Raw genomic sequence first — 17,266 nt, 5'->3', positions numbered from 1 at the left:
GCGAGCGCGCTCAGGCCAGGTCGACCAGGCGTGCCGCGAGACCGGTGTACCCCGCCGGGGTCAGTGCACGCAGGCGCGCCTTCGCGTCGTCGCCGATGTCGAGGCCGTCCACGAACTCCGCCAGCTCGACCGCGCCGACACGGCGTCCGCGCGTGAGGTCCTTCAGCAGCGCGTACGGATCGGTGATCTGGGAGCGACCCGCGGCGATCTCGGCGCGCACGACGGTCTGGATCGCCTCGGCGAGCACCTCCCAGTTCGCGTCGAGATCGGCATCCAGCACGTGCTGCGAGAGCGAGATCTCGCCGAGTCCGCGCGTGAGGTTGTCCAGCGCCAGGAGCGAGTGCCCGAGGGCGACGCCGATGTTGCGCTGGGTCGTGGAGTCGGTGAGGTCGCGCTGGAGGCGGGAGGTCACGAGCGTCTGCGACAGGGTCTGCAGGAGCCCTGCGGCGATCTCGAGGTTCGCCTCGGCGTTCTCGAAGCGGATCGGGTTGATCTTGTGGGGCATCGTGGAGGACCCGGTCGCTCCGGCGACGGGGATCTGCGCGAAGAAGCCCAGAGAGATGTACGTCCAGACATCCGTGGCGAGATTGTGCAGGATGCCGCCGGCGTGACGGATCCGGTCGTAGAGCTCGACCTGCCAGTCGTGCGACTCGATCTGGGTCGTGACCGGGTTGAACCCGATGCCGAGACCCTCGATGAATCCTCGCGAGACCTGGGGCCAGTCCACATCGGGTGCGGCGGCGACATGCGCCGACCAGGTGCCGGTGGCGCCGGAGAACTTCGCGAGGTAGTCCCCACCCGCCACCTGGGCCGCTACCCGCCGGAGGCGCCAGACGAACACGGCGAGCTCCTTGCCCATCGTCGTCGGCGTCGCGGGCTGGCCGTGGGTGCGCGAGAGCATCGGCGCATCGCGGTGCGCGTCGGCGAGGGTGGCCAGGGCGTCGATGACGCGGTGCAGCGCCGGCAGCCACACCCGCTCGACGGCACGGTGGACCGTGAGGGCGTAGGAGGCGGAGTTGATGTCCTCGCTCGTGCAGGCGAAGTGCGTCAGCTCGGCGAGGCCCGAGAGGCCGAGGGTGTCGAGGCGGTCGCGCACCAGGTACTCGATCGCCTTCACGTCGTGGCGGGTGACCGCCTCCTTCTCGGCGAGCCACGCGATCTCGTCCGCGCCGAAGTCGACGTAGAGGGCCCGCAGGCGCGTCTTGTCGTCCTCGCTCAGCGGAGAGGTGCCGAACAGGGAGAGATCGGTGAGCGTGATGATCCACTCGACCTCCACCTCGACGCGGGCGCGGTTCAGCCCGGCCTCCGAGAGGTAGTCGGCCAGGGGGGCCACGGCGGCCCGGTAGCGGCCGTCGAGGGGGCTGAGCGGCTGCGGCGGCAGAGAGGTCACGGTACTCCCGTCGGGACGAGGCTCTACCCGCGGCGCCGAGCGCGCCCGCGTGCTCACACGTGCGGTCGGATGGCGGGTTGGAGTTGCCGGAAGAGCGCCCGGCTCGCGCTCTCGATCATACCGAGCACCTGATCGAACATCCGGGGGCCGGCGTAGTAGGGGTCGGGGACGTCGAGCGACGGCGCGGCGGAGTCGAACGACAGCAGCAGGGCGATCTTGTCGGCATCCGACTCGGAGCGCGCCCAGCCGCGCAGGATCCGCTCGTGCGAGCGGTCCAGCGCCACCACGAGGTCGTTCTGGGTGAAGTCGGCGGGGGCGAACTGCCGTGCGCGATGGCGTTCGCCGTCGTACCCGTTGCGCGCCAGCGCGTCGATCGTGCGCGCGTCCGCGCGCTCGCCGACGTGCCAGTCCCCCGTGCCGGCGCTCGAGGACACCACGCGGGCGGAGAGCCCCGCCGACGACGCCAGGGAGCGGAACACCACCTCCGCCATCGGGGAACGGCAGATGTTCCCCGTGCAGACGAAGACGACGCGGAAGGGCTCCACGCGGGGGTCGGACATGGGGTCCATTCTGGCCCGCCGGCGTCGGTCGCGCACGCACCATCCGACCGGCCCCGCCCTCCTGCACAGGCCGGGCGGTGGGTCTGCGGCCGGCCGACTGTGCACAATCGAGCGGATGCCGTCCGCACGGGCGCTCCGCGGCGCGGACGATGGGCCCATGCCGCCCCTGCTGTGCACCCCGCCGTCCACCGCCGTGCTCGAGACCGTCGTGCGCGAGCTCGACGGTCTCGTCCTCCGCCTCGACGAGCTCATCGCGCGGGTGCGAACGCTCGGCGACGGCACCGACTGGCAGGCGGAGGCCGCGCGGGAGTTCCACGCGGCGGCGACGGCATGGGCGGGCCGGGTCGGTGCGCTCGCGTGCACGCTCGCTCAGGTGCGCTTCAGCGCGGGGGCGGCCCTCCAGCTCCAGCGCTGGCGCGCCGAGACGGACTGCGCGTGAACGCCCCGACGCCCCCGGCGGGGGAGCTGGAGATCCGCGGGGGCGGTGCCGTCGCCGTCGACACCGAGACGCTGCGGCGGACGGCGGCCGCCTTCGACGGCGCGATTGTCGACCTCGAGGGCCTGGTCGGGGCCCTGGGGCCCCTGCAGAACATGCTGTTCACGGAGCGGGCCGACGCGTGGTCCGCGGCGGCCGAGGCCGCCGACCTCGCGGCCCGGATGCGGGATGCCGTCGCGGAGGGCGAGCGCATCGCGACGGCGCTCCGCGACGCGGCGACGCTCTACGAGCTGGTCGAGACCGTCGTCGCCCATCGCGCCGCCGTCCTCTCCGGCGACGCCGACGCCGCTCGAGTGCTCGCCGCGCGGATCCGCGAGCTCCGCGCCGACGACGGCGCACTGATCCTCGCGGCGTGGGGGGCGGAGGCGGAGCGGACCGCGATGTGGCCGGGGGAGCTGGTCCGCCAGGCGACGGAGCTGGGTCTCCTCGTCGGCAGCGACTACAGCTGGCAGGCGGGCGTGTTCGGCGGCGCGGCGCTCGGGCTGTCGACCCTCGCGCTCGCGTCCGTGATCGGGACGACGGGGATGGGCCGGGTTCCGGCCGGAACCCGCCTCGAGGGTGCGCTGCCGCCGGTGGTCGTCCGCGCCCTGCCCTCCTCGCCGGCCGGGGCATCCGTGCCCCCGCGGAACCTCGCCGACGCCGCCTCCCGCATCCCGGGCCCCGGTGAGGCGCGGGTGCGCGTGGAGAAGTACACGATGCCTGACGGGTCCCGGCAGTTCGCGGTGTACGTCGCGGGCACCTCCACGGCGGCGGTCGGCGGGAGGAACCCGTGGGACAACCGCTCCAACGTCGAGCTGTACACCGGGCACACCTCGGCGTCGTACGCGGCGACTCTGCAGGCGCTGGAGGACGCCGGCGCCGAACCCGGTGACGTGGTGCACGCGTTCGGCCACTCCCAGGGTGCGATGATCACGGGGCACCTGGCCATGGAGGGGCCGTATGCCACCGAGACCCTGGTGTCGTTCGGCACACCGCGCGAGATGGACCTCGGCGCCGACACGTGGAGCATGTCGGTGCGGCACACCGACGACCCCGCGGTCGCGCTCTCCGGCGGAGGGGCGATCGCGGCGACGGGGGCGGCGGGGAGCGTCCTGGTCGAGCGCGCCGCCGACCCGAACACCGGGCCGCACGACACCACGGTGCCCGCGCACCGGCTCACCGCCTATGCCGAGACCGCGGCCCTCATCGACGCGTCGACGGATCCGCGCATCGACACGGTGCGCGGCGTCTTCGACGAGCTGGCGACGGCCACCGACATCCGTGCGACGGAGTACGCCGCCGAGCGGGGGGAGGGGCCGGTCAGTCCCGCTTCGGGCGGAGGATGATGCCGAACACCCAGTTGATCAGCGAGATCAGGATGGCGGCGACCAGACCCCACCAGAAGTCCTCGACGCGGAGGCCGAAGCTCCACAGCGACGTGATCGCCGCGGTCAGCCACAGCAGGAAGGCGTTGATCACCAGACCGATGAGGCCGAGCGTGAGGATGTACAGCGGGAAGGCGAGGATCTTGATGACCGTCCCGATGACGGTGTTCACCAGGGCGAAGATCGCCGCGACCAGCAGGAGGGTGAGGACGAGCTGCAGCGTCTCGCCCGGCGGGAAGGCGATCACCGTGACCTGCAGGGCGGGGATCAGGGTCACGACCCAGATCGCGAAGGCATTGACGACGACGCGGATGAGGAATCCCATGCCGGTCAGTCTTCCACGCGGGCGTCGAATCCTGTCGTCTTCCGGGCGCACGCTCGTAGACTGCGGGAGTGACCGACGCCCCCGACATCCCCGTCCGCGTGCGCCCGGAGATCGCCGCCCTCCCCGCCTACCGCCAGGGCCGGCAGGCAGGCGCCGAGGCGTTCAAGCTCTCCAGCAACGAGAACCCGTACACACCTCTCCCCGGCGTCCGCGAGGCGGTGGCCGCGGCGATGGAGTTCAACCGCTATCCGGACGCGACGGCCGCAGCCCTCCGCGAGCGTCTCGCCGCGCGGTTCGACCGGACCGCCGATGAGGTGCACGTCGGCGCGGGGAGCGTGTCGATCCTCGCGCAGCTGGTGCAGGCCGTGTCCGGCCCCGGCGACGAGGTCGTCTACGCGTGGCGGTCGTTCGAGGCGTACCCGTGGCTGTCGGTCGTCGCCGGCGCGACCTCGGTCGCCGTGCCGCTCACCGACGGCGCCCGCCATGACCTCGACGCGATGGCGGCGGCGGTCACCCCCCGCACGCGCGCCGTCATCGTGTGCAGCCCGAACAACCCCACGGGCCCCGTCGTCCGCCACGACGAGTTCGACGCCTTCGTCCGCGCGGTGCCGAGCGACGTCCTGGTGATCCTCGACGAGGCGTACGCCGAGTTCGTCACCGATCCCGACGCGGTCGACGGTCTGCGGGTGCTCGGGGGCGAGGAGTTCCCGAACGTCGTCGTCCTCCGCACCTTCTCCAAGGCCTTCGGGCTCGCGGGACTCCGCGTCGGGTACGCGATCGGCCACCCGCGGATCCTGGACGCCGCGCGGAGCACGACGATCCCGCTCTCCGTCACCGCCGCCGCCGAGGCCGCGGCGCTGGCGAGCCTCGACGCGGAGGAGGAGCTCCTCGCCCGCGTCCGCGAGATCGCCGACCGCCGCGACCGGCTGGCCGCCGGGCTCCGCGAGGCGGGCTGGGACGTCCCGCAGGCGCAGGGGAACTTCGTATGGCTCCCCGCCGGCGCCGAGTCGCTGACGCTCGCGGCGGCCTTCGACGCGGCCGGCCTCATCGTCCGGCCCTTCGACGGAGACGGCATCCGGATCTCCGTAGGAGAGCACGAATCTGTCGCCAAAGTCCTAGAGATCGCGGCATCCGTTGTGAGAGACCTCCCAACGGGGCACTCCGGACGACGGATAGCGTAGAACGGTGACTCCGCCCGAGAACGCGGCCGCCTCGGCGGCGAACGATCCTGCGGACCTCGTCCGCGTGCTCGACGCCGACGGCGTCTTCGCCCCGACGCCCGCCGCCGAGCCGTACCTCGACCTGATCGATGCGCTCGACGACACCACGCTCGAGGGCCTGTACCGCGACATGGCCGTCATCCGCGCCTTCGACGTCCAGGCGACGAACCTGCAGCGTCAGGGACAGCTGGCGCTGTGGCCGCCGAGCTTCGGGCAGGAGGCGGCGCAGGTCGGATCGGCCCGCGCCGCCCGCGCGCAGGACCACCTCTTCCCCTCGTATCGCGAGCACGCCGTGACCCGCATCCGGGGCGTCGACCCGATCGACATCATCCGGCTCATGCGCGGGCTCACGCACGGCGGCTGGAACCCGTCCGATCCCCGGAACGGCAACACCCACATCTACACGCTCGTCCTCGGCGCCCAGACGCTCCATGCGACCGGCTTCGGCATGGGGCTCGTCTTCGACGGGCGCTGCGGCACGGGAGACCCCGCACGCGACGAGGCCGTCATCGTCTACTACGGCGACGGCGCGTCCAGCCAGGGCGACGTGCACGAGGCGATGGTGTTCGCAGCCTCCTACAAGACGCCGGAGGTCTTCTTCCTGCAGAACAACCAGTGGGCGATCTCCGTGCCCGTCGCCACGCAGTCGCCCGTGCCGTTGCACCGACGCGCCGCCGGGTACGGGATGCCGAGCATCCCGATCGACGGCAACGACGTGCTCGCGAGCTACGCCGTCACCCGCCGCGCACTCGACGAGGCGCGGGCGGGCGAGGGTCCTCGCGCGATCGAGGCGCTCACCTACCGGATGGGTGCGCACACCACGAGCGACGACCCGACGAAGTACCGCACGCGTGACGAGGAGGAGTCGTGGCGCCGCCGCGACCCGCTCGCACGCATGGAGACGTACCTGCGCGGACGCGGGGCGAGCGACGCGTTCTTCGCCGACGTCGCCGCCGAGGGCGCCGCGCTCGCCGACGACGTGCGCACACGCACCAATGCCCTCGGCACGATCGAGGCGTCGTCGATGTTCGCGCACGTCTACTCCGAGCCGCACCCGCTCGTGGCCGAGCAGGCGGCGTGGCTCCAGTCCTACGAGGCGTCCTACGAGGAGGGAACGGCGTGACCGACACCACGACGGCGGCATCCGCCGCCCCGGCATCCGCTCCGACGACGATGCCGATGAGCCGTGCGCTGAACGCCGGCCTCCGCGCCGCGATGACCGACAGCGACCGCGTCCTGCTCATGGGCGAGGACATCGGGCGCCTCGGCGGCGTCTTCCGCGTCACCGAGGGCCTCATCGCCGATTTCGGCGATCGACGGGTCCTCGACACCCCGCTCGCGGAGTCGGGCATCGTCGGCACGGCGATCGGCCTCGCGATGGCGGGATTCCGTCCGGTGGTCGAGATCCAGTTCGACGGATTCGTCTTCCCCGCGTTCGACCAGATCACCACCCAGCTCGCGAAGCTGACGAACCGTCACGAGGGCGCGCTGTCGCTCCCGATCGTCATCCGCATCCCCTACGGCGGCCACATCGGCGCCGTGGAGCACCACCAGGAGAGCCCGGAGGCGTACTTCACGCACACGCCGGGCCTGCGCGTGGTGAGCCCGTCGACGCCGAACGACGCGTATTGGATGATCCAGGACGCCATCGCGTCCGACGACCCGGTCATCTTCCTCGAGCCCAAGGCGAAGTACTGGATGAAGGGCGAGGTCGACACCTCGTCCCGCGCCGCTGAGCTGCACGCCTCACGGGTCGTCCGCCGCGGCACCGACGTCACCCTCGTCGGGCACGGCGCGATGGTCACGACCCTCCTGCAGGCGGCGGCGCTCGCCGAGTCCGAGGGCACGAGCTGCGAGGTCGTCGACCTCCGCTCGCTCTCGCCGGTGGACTACGGTCCTCTGCTGGATTCCATCCGCAAGACCGGTCGCATGGTCTACGCGCAGGAGGCGCCCGGGTTCACCTCGCTCGGGAGCGAAGTGGCGGCGACCGTCATGGAGCGCGCGTTCTACGCGCTGGAGGCCCCGGTCATCCGCGTCTCCGGCTTCGATGTGCCCTTCCCCCCCGCGAAGCTCGAGGGCGCGTACCTTCCCGATGCGGATCGCATCCTCGAGGCCGTCGACCGGTCCCTCGCCTACTGACCCCGAGCCAGGAGCACCCATGAGCACGCAGACCTTCGTCCTCCCCGATGTGGGGGAGGGCCTGACCGAGGCCGAGATCGTCTCGTGGCGGGTCGCGCCCGGCGACACCGTCGCGGTCAACGACGTGCTGGTCGAGATCGAGACGGCGAAGTCGCTCGTCGAGCTCCCCTCGCCCTTCGCCGGCATTGTCGGTGACCTGCTCGTCGCCGAGGGCGACACGGTCGATGTCGGCGCGCCGATCATCACCGTGACCGCCGCGACGGATGCCGCGTCCCCCGCCGCGCCGGCGACGGTCGGCCAGAGCGAGCACGGTGCACCCGCGGAGACCCCCTCGGAAGGGGACGGCGCGGTGCTCGTCGGGTACGGCACGGGCGGGCAGGTGCAGTCACGGCGGAAGAAGCCCGCGCCGAGCGCGCGCGAGCGCGTCGCGTCGTCGGTCGGCGTCATCGCGAAGCCTCCGATCCGCAAGCTCGCCCGCGACCTCGGCGTCGACCTCGGCGCGGTGGCGGCCTCCGGTCCTGCCGGGGAGGTCACGCGCGAGGACGTCGTGAAGCACGCCTCGCAGGCGAGCGTCTTCCGCAACATCGAGACGCCCGCGTGGGGCGATGTGCGCGAGGAGTCGATCCCGGCGCGCACCGCCCCGGCATCCGTTCCCGCTCCGGTCGCCGCTCCCGCACCCGCGGGCGACCGCGAGGAGACGATCGCGGTCAAGGGTGTGCGCAAGGCCACGTCGTCGGCGATGGTGCAGTCGGCGTACTCGGCGCCGCACGTGTCGGTGTGGACCGACGTCGACGCCACGCGCACGATGGAACTCGTCAAGCGTCTGAAGGCCTCGCCGGACTTCGCCGACATCAAGGTCTCGCCGCTGCTGATCATGGCGCGCGCCGTCATCTGGGCCGTGCAGCGGACGCCGATGGTCAACGCCGCGTGGGTCGACGGTGAGAACGGAGCGGAGATCCGCGTCCGTCGCTTCGTGAACCTCGGCATCGCGGCGGCGACGCCCCGGGGCCTCCTGGTGCCGAACGTGAAGGACGCGCAGGACCTCTCTCTCCGTGAACTCGCCCGGGCACTGGAGAAGCTGACGCTGACCGCGCGCGAGGGCAAGACCTCGCCCGCCGATCAGCAGAACGGCACGATCACGATCACGAACATCGGTGTCTTCGGGATGGATGCCGGCACCCCGATCATCAACCCCGGCGAGTCGGGCATCGTCGCGCTCGGCACGATCCGCCAGAAGCCCTGGGTCGTCGACGGCGAGGTGCGCCCGCGCTGGGTCACCACCGTCGCCGGGTCCTTCGACCACCGCGTCATCGACGGCGACGGCATGTCGCGCTTCATCGCCGACGTCGCCTCCATCCTCGAGGAGCCCGCCCTCCTCCTCGACTGAGGGCGGGTGCGCCGCACGCTCAGGTGGCAGTCGTGGCCGCTTCGGCGCGGGCGAGGGGGCGCAGAGTGACACCCGAGAGCGTCCGCAACAGCTGAGCGCTTCCTGACTCGACGCACCCTGAGTTGATAACGATTATCAGGATGCTTATCATCGAGGAATGACTACCCGACGTCTCCTCGTTCTCGCTGCCCTCGGGGCTGTGTCCGTCCTCGCGCTGGCCGGGTGCGCCTCCGGCGAGACCCCCGCCGCGACTCCCGCCGCCGAGTCCACGGTCGCCGACCCGATCATCGTCGTCACCTCGACGAACGTCTACGGCCAGATCGCGCAGGAGATCGGCGGCGAGTTCGTCGAGGTCACCTCGATCGTGACGTCCGGGACTCAGGACCCGCACTCGTACGAGGCGTCCGCGCAGGACCAGCTGACCGTGGCGGATGCCGACATCGTCGTCGAGAACGGCGGCGGGTACGACTCGTTCATCGACGGTCTGCTCGAGGCGAGCGGCTCGGACGCGCACGTCATCACGGTCGCGGAGTTCTCGCACGACTGGCCGGGTGAGGACGGCGCCGCTCACGACCACACCGAGGAGGAGTCGACCGCCGAGCCCGAGGCGACCGCCGAGCCCGACGACCACGACCACGACCACGCGCACGAGGGCGAGGAGCACGCGCACGACGACCACGCCCACGAGGGCGAGGAGCACGCCGAAGGCGACGGTCACGACCACTCGGGTCACGATCACATCGAGGGCTTCAACGAGCACGTCTGGTACGACCCGCACACCATCGAGCACTTCGCCGAGGCGCTCGCGGAGGAGTTCGCCGAGCAGCGCCCGGAGGACGCCGACGCGTTCGAGGCGAACGCCGCGGCCTTCATCGACGGCATCGCCGACCTCGAGGCCTCCCTCGCCGAGATCGACGCCGCCCACGCGGGCGAGGCGGTCTTCGTCACCGAGCCCGTCCCGGTCTACCTCGCCACCGCGGCAGGCCTCGAGAACGTGACTCCCGACGCCTTCAGCGAGGCCGTCGAAGAGGGCCAGGACGTGCCGCCCGCCACCCTCCTCGAGGCGATGAACCTCCTCGCCGACGGTGATGTGCGCGTCGTGATCGCGAACGCGCAGACCGGCGGAGCGGAGACCACGCAGATCATCACGGATGCCGAGGGCCGGGGCATCCCGGTGATCGAGTTCACCGAAACGCTCCCGGAGGGCCAGACTTACCTCTCGTGGATGCAGGAGAACATCACGGCGCTCTCGGACGCTCTGGCGGAGTGAGCACCGAGCACGAACAGGCCTCGAGCCCCGCACTGCGCATCCGCGGTGCGGGGCTGCGGCGTGCCGAGCGCGAGCTGTGGGGCGGACTCGACCTCGACGTCCAGCCCGGAGAGTTCATCGCCGTCCTCGGGCCCAGTGGGTCGGGCAAGACCACGCTCCTGCGCGCGATCCTCGGTCTCGAGCAGCTGAGCTCGGGCACGATCGAGGTGCTCGGGCGTCCCGTCCGCCGCGGCGGCAACCGGCGCATCGGGTACATCCCGCAGTCGCGTCCCCTCCCGCCCGAGACGTCGCTCCGCGGCCGGGACCTCGTCGCCCTCGGCGTCAGCGGTCACCGCTTCGGCCCGCCCATCCCGCGCCGAGCCGATCGCGAGAAGGTCGACGCGCTCCTCGCCGAGGTGGGCGCCGCCGGCTTCGCCGACCGCCCCGTGGGTCTCCTCTCCGGCGGCGAGCAGCAGCGTCTCCGAGTGGGCCAGGCGCTCGCCGACGACCCCGGCCTCCTCCTCTGCGACGAGCCGCTGACGAGCCTCGACCTCGCCAACCAGCAGGCCGTCGTCGCGCTCATCGACCGCCAGCGGCAGGAGCGCAACGCCGCGGTCCTGCTGGTCACCCACGACATCAATCCCGTGCTCGATCGCGTCGACCGCATCCTCTACATCGTCGGCGGACGCTTCACCCTCGGCACCCCCGAGGACGTCCTGCGCTCGGAGGTCCTCACCGATCTCTACGGCGCGCCCGTGTTCGTCCTGCAGGCCGGCGACCGGCTCGTGGTCGTCGGCGCACCGGATGCCGAAGAGAGTCACCACCACCACGACGAGGATCACCGATGAACTGGGGCGAGATCTCCGAAGCCCTCTTCGGCGGGGTCGAGGTGTACGGACAGATCCTCGCCCTCGTGTCGAACTCGGTGTGGGCGGGCGCGATCCTCGGCCTGGTGGGCGGCCTGATCGGCGTCTTCGTGATGCAGCGCGACATGGCCTTCGCCGTCCACGGCATCAGCGAGCTGTCGTTCGCGGGAGCGGCGGCCTTCCTCCTCATCGGATGGGATGTCGTCACCGGCTCGATCGTCGGCTCCCTCATCGCCGCCGCCCTCATCGGGTGGCTGGGTGCCCGCGCGCGGGAGCGCAACTCGATCATCGGCGTCCTCATGCCGTTCGGGCTGGGACTCGGCATCCTGTTCCTCGCCCTGTACCAGGGGCGGTCGGCGAACCGCTTCAGCCTCCTCACCGGGCAGATCGTGTCGGTGCCGTCGAGTCAGCTCGGGATGCTCATCGTGATCAGCGCACTCGTCCTCGTCGCGCTGCTCATGATGTGGCGCCCGCTGCGGTTCGACTCGCTCGATCCGCAGTCCGCGGCCGCCCGCGGCGTGCCGAGCACCGTCGTGTCGCTCGGGTTCATGCTGCTCCTCGGACTCATCGTCGCCGTCGCGGTCCACATCATCGGGGCGCTGCTGGTGATGGCGCTCCTCGTGACTCCGGCGGCCGCGGCGATGCGCATCGCGACCGGTCCGATCGCGGTGCCCGTGCTCGCGGCGCTGTTCGGGTTCGTCTCGGCGGTGGGCGGCATCCTGGTGGCGATCGCCGGCACGCTCCCGGTGAGCCCGTACATCACGACGATCTCGTTCCTCATCTACCTCGTCTGTCGCATCGTCGGCGGACGCCGGGGGCGTGTGACCCGTCGACGCGAGACCGCGCGCACCGCGGTCGCCGCCGCATGACCCGCTCCCAGGCGGCTCGGAAGGCCCGCCGGTAGACTGCCCGCCATGGCTCAGCGCAACACCTGGCAGCGCGAGCGCGTCCGCGAGGCGCTCGCCGACGCCCCCGGATTCGTCAGCGCGCAGGCGCTCCACGCGCTGCTGCGCGACGAGAACACCGGCATCGGCCTGGCCACGGTGTACCGCGCCCTCGCCGGGCTCGCCGCCCAGGGCGACGCCGACTCGCTCCAGAGCCCGGACGGGGAGGCGCTCTACCGGGCGTGCACGAGCACCGGGCACCACCACCACCTGATCTGCCGCTCCTGCGGACGCACGGTCGAGATCGAAGCGACCGACGTCGAGCAGTGGGCCCACGACACCGCGGAGAAGCACGGGTTCACCCGCGCCGAGCACGTCGTCGACATCTTCGGCGTGTGCGCGACGTGCACGGCCGCCGCCGAGAACGAGCGTGCCGGCGACTGAGCGGGCCCGCACGGCGCCGCCCGCGCGCCCGACGAAGACCCTCGTCGCGCTCGGGATCGGTGCCGTCGTCGTCGCCGCGCTCTTCGCGATCGACCTGTTCGCGCCCGCGCTCTTCTCCGCCTCCCTCCCGACCCGGGCCGAGGACGGACTCACCCTCGCCCTCAGCGTCCTGATCGAGTCGCTGCCGTTCGTCGCGCTCGGTGTCGTGCTCTCGATCGCGGTGCAGGTGTGGGTGCCGCCGGGAGTCATCGAACGGTGGATGCCGCGCCGGGCGTGGGCGCGCCGCGCCGTGCTGTCGCTCCTCGGCATGGTCGTCCCCGTCTGCGAGTGCGGCAACGTCCCGTTCGCCCGCGGTCTCCTCATGCGCGGATTCAGCGTTTCCGAGACGATGACCTTCCTCATCGCCGCGCCGATCGTGAACCCCATCGTCATCATCACCACGCATCAGGCGTTCGGGTTCGACGACGGCATCCTCATCGTCCGCCTCGTCGGCGGCTACCTCATCGCGAACCTCATCGGCTGGCTCTACTCGCGCCACCCGGATCCGGATGCCGTGCTCACCGATCGCTTCCGGGCGACGTGCGAGCTCGCGGCCCACGACACCAGCGGTCGCGCGCAGCGGAGTCTCGCCCAGTTCGTCGTCGAGCTCCGGGCCGTCATGCCGGCACTGATCATCGGCTCCGCGATGGCCGGTGCGATCCAGGTGCTCGTGCCGCGCGAGGCGCTGCTCGCGATCGGCTCGAACCCGGCGCTGTCCATCGCGGCGATGATCGCGCTGGCGATGGTCGTGTCGATCTGCTCCAACGTCGACTCGTTCTTCGCGCTGTCGTTCGCCTCGACCTTCACGCCCGGGTCCATCGTCGCATTCCTGCTCGTCGGGCCCATCGTCGACGTGAAGATGCTCGCCCTCCTGCGCACCACCTTCACCACCCGCACGCTCGTCGTCATCACCGTGGTCGTCGTCCTCGCCGCCTTCGCGATCGGGACGGGGGTGAACCTCGTTGCCTGATCTCCTCCGCCGTCAGTCGCTCCTGACCCGTTGGCTCGGGGTCGGACTCGCCGCGATCCTCTCCGTCGTCACCCTGTCGCTCGTGATCACCGGGCGCATCTCGCTGTACATCAACCCCGACTCGGCCTGGTTCGCCGCGGGGATGTCGGTGGTCATCCTGATCGGCACGATCGGCACCTTCGCCCTCCCGCTCGGCGCCGAGGCCGACCACGGTCACGATCACGGCGACACGCCGGAGCCCGTCGCCCACGGCCTCGATCGCGACCACGCTGACGCCGACCGTCACCAGCCGACCCCGGCCGGTCCGCTCACGACCGTGGGCGCGGTGGGGACCGCGGTCGGCGGGGTCGCGGCATCCGGTGTCGTGGTCCTGAGCCTGGTGCTCGCGCCCGCGACCCTGTCGGCGGAGCTGGCGATGTCGCGCGACACGGGAGCTGCCCCGCTCTTCGCGGGATCGGATGCCGTCACCCTCGCCACGACGGGCGACACCGCCTCGTTCGGCGTGGGCGAATGGGCGGCGGTGTTCGCGACCTCCACCAACCCCGATGCGTTCGCCGGTGACGAGGTGGAGCTGGTCGGATTCGCGACGCCGAGCGAGTCGGGCGACTTCTCGCTCACCCGCCTGGTCATCACGCACTGCGTCATCGACGCGCAGCCGGCGAGCATCCCCGTCGTCGAGGTCGGCACCCCCGAGACGGGGCAGTGGGTGAGCATCACCGGCACCGTGCGGTCGACATCCGACGGCCGCCTGGAGATCGCGGCGGCCTCGATCGAGGAGATCCCCGAGCCCGCGGACCCGTATGAGTACTGAGCCCCATGAGTGCTGAGCCCGTCTCCCGCCGCGCCCGCGCGCATCGGCGGCGCTCGCGATCGTTCGTCGTCGGCGTGATCGCCGTCGTCGGGGTCCTCGCGGTGTTCGGTCTCGTCGGCGCAGCCGTCACGGTGATCCAGGGGCCGCGCGTGACGTCGGTGCAGGTCGATCCGGAGGCCGCCACGAACACATCGGGCTCCCGCATGATCGTCACGACCACGCAGTCGCTCGCCGAGGTCGACCCGTCGCAGGTCACCATCACCCCGGCGACCCCCTTCGCCGTCGACACGTCGGGGCGGAGCGTCGGGGTCCGGTTCACCCTGCCCCTCTACGACGACACCGAGTACACCGTCACGATCGACGACGTCGAGGGCATCGGCGGCGGCCCGACGGCGAGCGTCACCGAGAGCTTCCGCACACCGCCCCTGCAGACCTACCTCCTGCAGCGCGGGGACGACGAGGACGTCATCGCCCGCACCGACCTCGAAGGGACGGGGTCGGCGGTGTTCCGGCATCCGCACATCGAGGACTACCGCGCCACGACCACCCACCTCGTCATCTCGGTGCAGGGGGAGGACGGCACCTCCGAGCTGCTCGTGACCGACCTCGACGGCGAGAACCTCCGCGAGATCGCGCTGCCCGATGTCGGGTACGTGTCGAATCTGCAGAGCGCCGATCGAGGCGATCTCATCGGGTTCACCTTCTCCGACCGTGACCTCGGCGCCGACGGCGGGCGCGAGAGTCGCCTGTACACTGCGTCTGCGAGGGGGAGCGATCCCGTCGCAGCGCCGGTCGAGGTGACCGGCGCCGACACTCGCGTGGCGGCGTGGCGATTCGTGCCTGACACCGACAGCATCCTGATGATCTCGTTCGACGGCACGCTGCTGCTCACCGGTTCGGGAGGCGACGGCGCGACCGCTCTCGGTTCGGCCCTCGACATCGAGGGGATCGCGCGCGGCTCGTCCGTCGCGGTCGTCGAGCGGGTCGAGGAGCTCGTCGAGATCGACCTCACCGACGCGTCCGAGTCGCCCCTGGTCGACCCGGTGCCGGACCTCGGCGGAGCGACCACGGTCACGCCCCTCCCGGACGGCTCGACCATCCGCACCGGCGCGGTGCTCGAGGACGGTGCGCCGACGGGCCGGACGGCCGTCTCCCTCGTGGGTGTCGACGGCGCCGCGACCGAGCTGACCGAGATCGCCGCGACCGATGCCGTGCTGCAGACCTGCGTCTCGCCGAGCGCGCGATACCTCGCGGTGATGGTGGCTCCGGATGCCGTGAACAATCGCTACGACACCTATGGCCTCCCCCTCCCCGAGCGGGTGGAGACGCGCATCTTCGAGATCGCGGACGGCGCGGAGGTCGTCCCGCTGATCGGATCGTCGGTCGCGTGGTGTCAGACCCCGCGGGCCTGAGGTTCTGCCGAGGGGGCGGCGGCGACCTCGCGGGGGAGGCCGCGCGAAAGCATGAGGGCGACCACCGCGAGGGCGAACACGAGGAACAGTGCCTGCCGCAGCGAGGCGACCTGGGTCTCGGCGTAGGTCTGCGCGATCTGGGCAGCCTCGTCCGGGGTCGCCCCGCCCGCCTCGAGCGCCTGCTCGGCCTCGGCCTGCGACAGGATCGGCGTGCCCGTCTCGGTGGCCGCGACCACCTGCTGGCGGATGCCGGACGGCAGGTCGCTGCTCTCGATCGCGCCGGTGAACCCCGAGGTGAGCAGCAGGATGAACACCGATCCGACCAGCGCCGTGCCGAACGACGAGCCGAGGTTCTGGAAGGTGCCCTGCAGGCCGCCGACCTCCGAGGTGTCGGAGGCGGTCACCGCTGACATGTTGACGTTGCCCAGCTGCGAGGCGAGGAGGCCGAAGCCCGCCCCGACGATGAACATGCCGACGGCGAACACGACGCCGGCGAGATCGGGCTGGACCGCGGCGAACACCAGGAGCACACCGAGCGCGAGCACCGCCTGCCCCCAGCGCGCGATCTGCCGCGGAGATCGCAGCGTCGACAGGCGCGAGCCCACCACCGAGAAGAGGATGAGGCCGAGCGAGAGCGGCAGGATGCGCAGGCCCGTCTGCAGGGCGTCGTACCCCTGGATCGTCTGCAGGTAGACGGGCACGACGAAGAAGAGGGCGGCGATGGCGAAGTACTGCGACAGGAACATCGCCAGGCCGCTGCGGAGGGCGGGGATTCCGAGGAGCCCGACCTTCAGGAGCGGACTGCCGCCCGTCCGCTCGAGGTGGCGCTGGCGGCGGACGAACAGCCACAGCACGACGATCGCGAGCAGGATCAGGTACGCGACGGGCGAGACGCCGAACGGGGCGATCGTGACGTCACCGACGACGGGCGGGTCCAGCGGCACGATCCAGCCCCAGCTCTTGCTCTGGAGCACCGCGAACACCAGCATCGCCATGCCGCCCGCCGACAGGATGACGCTCCCGAGGTCGATGCGGACGGAGCCTTCCCGCGCGGCATCCTTGATCCGTCCGGAGAGGAGGAGGACGGCGATCATGACGATCGTCTCCGCCGCGAACACGAAGCGCCACGACGCGTAGGTCGTCACCAGGCCGCCGATGAGCGGACCGGCGGCGGCGGCGATGCCGGTGGCGGCCCCGAGCGCGGAGAAGGCGACGACGCGCTCGCGACCCGAGTAGTTGACGGCGGCGAGGGCGGCGATCGCAGGGATGACGAGGACTGCGCCGAGCCCCTCGACGAGCGACCAGCCGAGGAGCAGCACGGTGAGGTTGGGGCTCAGTGCCGTCGTCAGCGACCCGAGACCGTAGATGACGGCGCCGATGCGGAAGGCCCGCGCACGTCCCCAGCGGTCGCCGAGCTTCCCGCCGGTGAGCATGAAGGCCGCCATGGTCAGGGCGTAGAAGGTGATCGCCGCCTGCATGCCCGTGATCGTCGTGCCGAGGTCGGACGCGACCGTCGAGATGGAGACGTTCATCACGGTGCTGTCGAGGATCATCACGAACTGCGACACGCACAGGAGCAGGAGCACCGACCATCGACCCATGGGCCGGACGCTACGACTGTGACGGGGCGGGGGCATCCCCCACGGCGGATGAGATCGGGCGGGGCCGCCAGGCTGACCTCGCGAACGCGTTATCCGCTGTCCACGCGGA

General features: G+C 71.6%; 17 protein-coding genes. 13 read left to right on the top strand and 4 right to left on the bottom strand.

Annotated features, from left to right (window positions below; all coding sequences use genetic code 11):
• Positions 1-10 precede the first annotated feature (10 nt).
• Together purB and ABXJ56_RS06270 are read right to left on the bottom strand one after the other, a co-directional pair.
• Positions 11-1,390: an adenylosuccinate lyase gene (purB, locus tag ABXJ56_RS06275; protein ID WP_353998848.1), complete on the bottom strand. Its 1,380-nt coding sequence runs from the start codon at positions 1,388-1,390 to the stop codon at positions 11-13.
• A 53-nt stretch (positions 1,391-1,443) separates the two neighbouring features.
• Positions 1,444-1,950 carry a low molecular weight protein-tyrosine-phosphatase gene (locus tag ABXJ56_RS06270; protein ID WP_353998847.1) on the bottom strand — a complete coding sequence of 169 codons (507 nt, stop codon included), beginning with the start codon at positions 1,948-1,950 and terminating at the stop codon, positions 1,444-1,446.
• Between the two features lie 157 nt (positions 1,951-2,107).
• On the opposite strand from ABXJ56_RS06270, the gene ABXJ56_RS06265 reads away from it, so the two are divergent.
• Positions 2,108-2,389: a hypothetical protein gene (locus ABXJ56_RS06265; RefSeq protein ID WP_353998846.1), complete on the top strand. Its 282-nt coding sequence runs from the start codon at positions 2,108-2,110 to the stop codon at positions 2,387-2,389.
• The gene (locus ABXJ56_RS06260; RefSeq protein ID WP_353998845.1) at positions 2,386-3,771 is read left to right on the top strand and encodes a hypothetical protein; all 1,386 of its coding nucleotides are present in this window, start codon (positions 2,386-2,388) and stop codon (positions 3,769-3,771) included. Before ABXJ56_RS06265 ends, ABXJ56_RS06260 begins: the two co-directional genes overlap by 4 nt.
• Here ABXJ56_RS06260 and ABXJ56_RS06255 read toward each other — a convergent pair.
• Positions 3,746-4,135, bottom strand: coding sequence for a phage holin family protein (locus ABXJ56_RS06255; RefSeq protein WP_353998844.1), 390 nt, complete (start codon positions 4,133-4,135; stop codon positions 3,746-3,748). The genes ABXJ56_RS06260 and ABXJ56_RS06255 overlap by 26 nt on opposite strands.
• Positions 4,136-4,203: 68 nt before the next feature.
• On the opposite strand from ABXJ56_RS06255, the gene ABXJ56_RS06250 reads away from it, so the two are divergent.
• The 11 genes from ABXJ56_RS06250 (at position 4,204) to ABXJ56_RS06200 (ending at position 15,556) form a co-directional block, all read left to right on the top strand.
• Entirely contained in the window at positions 4,204-5,316 is a 1,113-nt protein-coding gene (locus tag ABXJ56_RS06250; RefSeq protein WP_353998843.1) for a histidinol-phosphate transaminase, read from the top strand.
• Between the two features lie 4 nt (positions 5,317-5,320).
• Positions 5,321-6,478 (top strand): thiamine pyrophosphate-dependent dehydrogenase E1 component subunit alpha, encoded by a 1,158-nt coding sequence (locus ABXJ56_RS06245; protein ID WP_353998842.1) that lies wholly within the window; start codon positions 5,321-5,323, stop codon positions 6,476-6,478.
• A 50-nt stretch (positions 6,479-6,528) separates the two neighbouring features.
• Positions 6,529-7,494, top strand: a complete 966-nt coding sequence (locus ABXJ56_RS06240; RefSeq protein ID WP_353999978.1) for an alpha-ketoacid dehydrogenase subunit beta — start codon at positions 6,529-6,531, stop codon at positions 7,492-7,494.
• A gap of 19 nt (positions 7,495-7,513) precedes the next feature.
• Positions 7,514-8,881 (top strand): dihydrolipoamide acetyltransferase family protein, encoded by a 1,368-nt coding sequence (locus ABXJ56_RS06235; RefSeq protein ID WP_353998841.1) that lies wholly within the window; start codon positions 7,514-7,516, stop codon positions 8,879-8,881.
• 157 nt (positions 8,882-9,038) lie between these two features.
• On the top strand, positions 9,039-10,151 hold the full coding sequence (locus ABXJ56_RS06230) for a metal ABC transporter solute-binding protein, Zn/Mn family (protein WP_353998840.1): 1,113 nt from the start codon (positions 9,039-9,041) through the stop codon (positions 10,149-10,151).
• Positions 10,148-10,978 (top strand): metal ABC transporter ATP-binding protein, encoded by an 831-nt coding sequence (locus ABXJ56_RS06225; RefSeq protein WP_353998839.1) that lies wholly within the window; start codon positions 10,148-10,150, stop codon positions 10,976-10,978. The genes ABXJ56_RS06230 and ABXJ56_RS06225 overlap by 4 nt, the downstream gene beginning before the upstream one ends.
• Positions 10,975-11,865, top strand: a complete 891-nt coding sequence (locus ABXJ56_RS06220; protein ID WP_353998838.1) for a metal ABC transporter permease — start codon at positions 10,975-10,977, stop codon at positions 11,863-11,865. The genes ABXJ56_RS06225 and ABXJ56_RS06220 overlap by 4 nt, the downstream gene beginning before the upstream one ends.
• 45 nt (positions 11,866-11,910) lie before the next feature.
• Positions 11,911-12,324: a Fur family transcriptional regulator gene (locus tag ABXJ56_RS06215; RefSeq protein WP_353998837.1), complete on the top strand. Its 414-nt coding sequence runs from the start codon at positions 11,911-11,913 to the stop codon at positions 12,322-12,324.
• The gene (locus ABXJ56_RS06210; RefSeq protein WP_353998836.1) at positions 12,311-13,333 is read left to right on the top strand and encodes a permease; all 1,023 of its coding nucleotides are present in this window, start codon (positions 12,311-12,313) and stop codon (positions 13,331-13,333) included. The genes ABXJ56_RS06215 and ABXJ56_RS06210 overlap by 14 nt, the downstream gene beginning before the upstream one ends.
• Complete coding sequence (locus ABXJ56_RS06205; protein WP_353998835.1) at positions 13,326-14,144, top strand: TIGR03943 family putative permease subunit; 819 nt, start codon at positions 13,326-13,328, stop codon at positions 14,142-14,144. Before ABXJ56_RS06210 ends, ABXJ56_RS06205 begins: the two co-directional genes overlap by 8 nt.
• 5 nt (positions 14,145-14,149) lie before the next feature.
• Positions 14,150-15,556, top strand: a complete 1,407-nt coding sequence (locus tag ABXJ56_RS06200; RefSeq protein WP_353998834.1) for a hypothetical protein — start codon at positions 14,150-14,152, stop codon at positions 15,554-15,556.
• Here ABXJ56_RS06200 and ABXJ56_RS06195 read toward each other — a convergent pair.
• The gene (locus tag ABXJ56_RS06195) at positions 15,538-17,157 is read right to left on the bottom strand and encodes an MFS transporter (RefSeq protein ID WP_353998833.1); all 1,620 of its coding nucleotides are present in this window, start codon (positions 17,155-17,157) and stop codon (positions 15,538-15,540) included. The two genes, ABXJ56_RS06200 and ABXJ56_RS06195, sit on opposite strands and share 19 nt — an antisense overlap.
• Between the last annotated feature and the right edge of the window lie 109 nt (positions 17,158-17,266).

Origin of the sequence: Microbacterium aurantiacum, assembly GCF_040532595.1 — a bacterium.
GTDB lineage: Bacteria > Actinomycetota > Actinomycetes > Actinomycetales > Microbacteriaceae > Microbacterium > Microbacterium chocolatum_B.
The sequence above is the reverse complement of the archived record's forward strand: the minus strand, read 5'-3'. Positions and strand labels throughout refer to the sequence as shown.